Source organism: Oceanisphaera sp. (assembly GCF_052084945.1).
Lineage (GTDB): Bacteria > Pseudomonadota > Gammaproteobacteria > Enterobacterales > Aeromonadaceae > Oceanimonas.
The window spans coordinates 1-5,160 of the sequence record NZ_JBQDEX010000150.1; the positions used below are offsets into that span (position 1 = coordinate 1).

At 44.4% G+C, this 5,160-nt stretch carries 4 protein-coding genes; 1 reads left to right on the plus strand and 3 read right to left on the minus strand.

All coding sequences use genetic code 11. The annotated features are described in order from the left end of the window. The 3 genes from ACTHY5_RS11130 to ACTHY5_RS11140 all read right to left on the minus strand — a co-directional run. Positions 1–386 (minus strand): aminotransferase class III-fold pyridoxal phosphate-dependent enzyme (locus ACTHY5_RS11130; RefSeq protein ID WP_441879628.1); only part of this gene is annotated, 386 nt, incomplete at its 3' end. A gap of 323 nt (positions 387–709) precedes the next feature. Next, positions 710–2,182, minus strand: a complete 1,473-nt coding sequence (locus ACTHY5_RS11135) for an APC family permease (protein WP_441879630.1) — start codon at positions 2,180–2,182, stop codon at positions 710–712. A gap of 113 nt (positions 2,183–2,295) precedes the next feature. Then, the gene (locus ACTHY5_RS11140; protein ID WP_441879632.1) at positions 2,296–3,759 is read right to left on the minus strand and encodes an NAD-dependent succinate-semialdehyde dehydrogenase; all 1,464 of its coding nucleotides are present in this window, start codon (positions 3,757–3,759) and stop codon (positions 2,296–2,298) included. Between the two features lie 127 nt (positions 3,760–3,886). On the opposite strand from ACTHY5_RS11140, the gene ACTHY5_RS11145 reads away from it, so the two are divergent. Then, entirely contained in the window at positions 3,887–4,813 is a 927-nt protein-coding gene (locus ACTHY5_RS11145; RefSeq protein ID WP_441879634.1) for a LysR family transcriptional regulator, read from the plus strand. The last annotated feature ends 347 nt before the right edge of the window (positions 4,814–5,160 follow it).

Below are 5,160 nucleotides of genomic sequence, written 5' to 3' on the forward strand. Positions count from 1 at the left end.
TTACCTTTGGCGTAATGATATGCCAATGCCATTTTAAGTGCAGTGTCTACCGACTCAGAACCTGAGTTGGTGTAAAACACTTTATTTAAATTACCCGGGGCCAAGCTCGCTAAACGGTCGGCTAGCTCAAAAGACAACTCATGACCAAAACCAAAGCTGGGAGCATAGTCTAATGTTCTCGCTTGCTTGGCGATGGTTTCGGCAATATGAGGGTGAGCATGCCCAGCGTTACAGCACCACAAGCCTGCTGTCATATCTAGCACTTGGCGTTGGTCATCCGTGGTCCAATACATACCTTTAGCGGCACTTAGCATACGTGGCTTTTCTTTAAAGCCTTTATTGGCGGTAAATGGCATCCAGTGTGCTGATAATTTGTTTGCGCTCATGTTGGCACTCCCTCTGAATATCAATATAACAATGATGTAAATGACTTGTCACTGTAGTGTGAATAAAAAGGTATGTTTGATAAATAGTGGTGTTTAAAAGCTTAGTTTGATTACTGTCAACTTAATGCGGGGTGCTTGAGGAAATAGGGGGTGACTCTGTTTCCTCTTGATACTGCATTTAAATAGATCGATTATTTAGTGTGTTTGGTATTAGTAAAATTTCACACATAAAAAAGGCGAGCATAATGCTCGCCAAATGGTAACACCACTGTGTTTTCTGGTAGAACTTTACCTCTAAAAGCCTACCCACAGTACTGCTATATTTACGATGGATTTAATACGGTTCTTTTTCGCATGCTGGTATTTTGTACTGAGTGTGTACTTGGCGCATCGTCTTGAACGGCGGTAGATACGAGCTGTTTTGGGTCCGCGGCTCTACGTGCAGCTCTCATTTTTAGCATCAGCAAACAGCCTACACCCCACCACCCAGCAAAGATAAGCCACTCATAAGGCCACAACAGAGCTGCAGGCATACCTGGTAGATACAGTGCAATAAACAGCACACTAAAGATGACGGCAGCCCAACCTACGAAGCTGGATTGTCCGGCTCTAAAGGGACGTGTCATGTTTGGTTCATTGCGACGTAATCTAACAAAAGCCACGGCTACCAATGCATAAGCAAGCACTATAGCTAAACCACCTGCATCTACTAGCCAAATAAGCATAGGACGACCCAATAAAGGAGCCAAGGTAGACAAGGTGCCAATAAATAAAATGGCATTAATTGGTGTGTGATAGCGTGCGTGTCGACGGCTAAACCAAGCGGGGATCATTTTACGCTCAGCCATGGCGCATAAAATGCGACTACCACCAATGATAAAGGAGTTCCAGCTAGTAATAATACCGGCCACACCACCTAAAATAAGCACTATGCCAAAGCCACTATGACCAAACACATTACTCATGGCGTCTGCGGTGGGCAGTACTGAGCTGATTAATGCTGTCTGATCTAGACCAAAGCCTACGGCAAAAATGATTGCTACGTACCAGATAACTGCAGCCACCACCGACACAATAAGAATGCGGCCAATTGAGCGAGGAGGAATTTTCATTTCTTCAGCAGTTTGTGGGATAACATCAAAGCCCACAAACATAAAGGGGGTCATAATGGCTACTGTTAGTACACCAGCTACACCGCCAATTAAGAGTGGGTCGGCATTGTGCACGCTGCCATTCACCGCCGCACCAAAGATCAGCATCAGGCCAATAATGCCAATAATGATGGTTAGTATCATCTGTAATAAAGCGGCAAATTTAACACCCATTAGGTTCACCACGGTAATAAATACCGAACCTAACATACCCACCAATACCCAAGAGGCGTAAACATCGTAGCCTTGAATCGTGTACATTAACCCAACTTTGTAATCAGGAAAGATGTATTCAATCACGGTAGGTAGTGCAACAGCTTCAAAAGAAACCACAGAAATATAGCCCAGAGCGAGAGCCCAAGCGGCAACAAATCCTGTTTTGTAGCCAATACCTTTTAATACATAGATTAATGCTCCTCCTGTCGTGGGCATAGCAGAAGCGAGTTCAGCATAGGCAAGGCCAACAAATATAACCAGTACACCTCCTAATACGAACGCTAACATAGCGCCCAAGGTGCCTGCTCCGATAATCCAGTTTCCTGATAGTACTACCCAGCCCCAGCCAATCATGGCCCCGAAGGCTAAAAACAAGACATCCAGTCTAGATAGTACCTTCTTATGATCTTGATTTGATGTATGCGGCATTGTTATGTTTCCTTACCATTTAACTATGCGGATAACTCAATTGGTTGCGCTTTATCTCCAAAATACGCTTACCTTGAGTGGTGAATCGCAGGTCGCTTTTCGTTAGTTATTAGCTAGCGAATACCGCCCATGCAGAGATATTTTGTTTCCATATAATCTTCTAACCCCAAAGAGGAGCCTTCTCTTCCTTGGCCTGATTCTTTGACTCCTCCAAATGGCGCTATCTCATTAGAAAGAATGCATTCGTTGACTCCTACCATGCCAAACTCGAGTGCTTCGGAAACTTTCCAAATACGGCTGTGTTTTTCGGTATAAAAATAGGCAGCTAAGCCATAGGGCGTATCATTAGCAATAGCAATAGCCTCGGCGTCATCGTTAAAGCGAATAACGGGAGCTACTGGACCAAATATTTCTTGTTGTGCAATGTCCATGTTTTGGGTGACGTTGGCCAAAATAGTCGGTGCAAAAAATAATGCTCCAGCATCATGGCGGTGGCCACCAGTAATAAGCTGTGCACCTTGTGATTGTGCGGTATCAACAAGCCCTGCAATTTTATCAATGGCCGCTTGGTTAATGACAGGCCCTAAGGTAGTCGTATCATTAAGACCACTGCCAACCACTAGCTGCTCAACGGCGTCTTTAAAGCGTGAGATAAAGGCATCGTAAATACCATCTTGCACTAAGATGCGGTTAGCACACACACAGGTTTGCCCCGCGTTACGAAATTTAGAAATAACCGCGCCGGCTACGGCTGCATCAAGGTCAGCATCATCAAATACAATGAAGGGAGCATTGCCTCCTAGCTCTAGGCTAAGCTTTTTAACGGTGTTGGCGCTTTGGCTATACAACAACTTGCCCACACGGGTTGAGCCGGTAAATGATAGTTTACGTACGCGGCTATCATCTGTAAGTACTTTGCCAACGGAGGCGGCTTGATGAGAGGTAATCATATTAATCACACCGGCAGGAATACCTGCTTGTTCGGCCAACGCCATTAAGGCTAACGCTGAGTAGGGTGTCTCTTCAGAAGGCTTCAGTACCACTGTGCAGCCTGCTGCTAATGCAGGGGCGACTTTGCGGGTGATCATTGCATTGGGAAAGTTCCAAGGGGTAATAGCCGCAACGACTCCTATTGGTTGTAGCATACTTAAAGCACGTTTATCGTTAGAGGGGGTGGCAAATATTTTGCCGTAAGCTCGCTTACCTTCTTCGGCATACCATTCAATATAAGACGCGCCATACAGCACTTCACCTCGGGTCTCAAATAGCGGCTTGCCTTGCTCTAACGTCATTAAGTAAGCCAGATCTTCTTGGTGCTCTAACACCAGCTCAAACCAGCGGAGCAATAAACGTGCTCGCTCTTTAGGTGTAACTTCACGCCAGCTTGCCAGTGCAGTGTGTGCTGCATCTATGGCGGCTTGCGTCTCTTTAGGTCCCATATCAGGCACCTGGCCAAGCTCATCGCCGGTTGCTGGGTTATATACAGTAATAGTATTAGCGTTGTTTGCTTGGCACCACTGGCCATTAATGTAGCCAGCTTGTTTAATTAAACTTTGCTTTACCTTTGACATGCCCATAGTGACCACCTCGAATGTTAAATACTGTGTGGCGTTATGTTGGCCACAAGTTGCGATCATGTTAACCTGCAAGTGAAAGTTTTATAAATAGCTACATATCAACCTTAACATTGAAGATTGTAAAACTATGAGTCATGCAAACAGACTAGTATTGGGTCAGGTAGGTGATTATGAAATTCGCCTACTTAAATTATTTAAAACAGTGGTGGAGTGTGGAGGGTTTTCGGCAGCCGAAACTGAGCTAAACATCAGCCGCTCTACTATTAGTATTCATATGTCTAACTTAGAAAGCCGACTTAAGCTTAAGCTTTGTCGTCGTGGTCGCTCAGGTTTTGCATTAACTGATGATGGTGCTGTGGTTTATGAGTCTGCTAAGCGATTATTCACCAAGCTGGAGGAGTTTCGTTATTCAGTAAACGAGCTGCATGAGCAACTAAGCGGTGAGCTTAAAATAGTGTCTAGCGATAACCTCTGGCTTGAAAATGAGTTTTCAATGGTGGATATTTTTGCTCGTTTAGGGGAGCTCGCACCGGAAGTGAATGTGAGTGTTGATGTTGCCCAAATGAGTGAGATTGAACGGCGAGTCTTAAGTGAAGACGCTGATGTAGGCTTTATTCATTACCATAGAGATTTAGAAGGGTTGGACTACCATCCACTCTACCAAGTGCATTGTTTCTTATATTGTAGTAACACTCATCCGTTGTTTAACGAGCAAGACGCTGATGAGTTAGAGAGAAAGCTAGCAGAAGCTAAGTTTCTTCATCCTGGTATATACACCAATTCTCAAGCGAGCGCTCAAGTACAAGGGCTAAGAAGTGCGGGGCGCGCATATCATTATGAGCCAAGGGCAGCTCTTATATTATCGGGTCACTATATTGGCTTTTTACCTGAGAGCTTTGCTCAGCAATGGGTAGAGCAAGGACGTTTACAAGCCATACTCCCAGAGCAAAAAAGTCATCATTTAGGTATTGCTGCCATTATTCGCAGCCATGGTCGCCAAAGCCGGCTGAAGGATCTTTTTTTACAATTGCTCACTGAGCAAGCCAGATCTTAATTGTGCTGATAACAGCGCCGACATAATAGATACGTTTTCGACACCGTGATTGAGATTAGATGATGATAGCTTGGGAGGTAGTTTCCCCATTTTGTCAGCTTATAGCTGATGAGTTAAGGTCGTCACATAATCAAGTTACGCTACATTTTGGGATAGTTGTCTTACTTGGTATCCCGTTATTAATGAAAAATATTAAAAAGTAGAATTACACTTGTAAATACAAATGATAATGGTTACTGTTAGTCTGCTTTCGAGGGAAGACTCCCACACCTTACTGACTATGTAGTAAGTGGAGACAGGTTTTGAAGGCGCGACATTGCTCACATTGCTTCCAGAGTTTTTAGGCC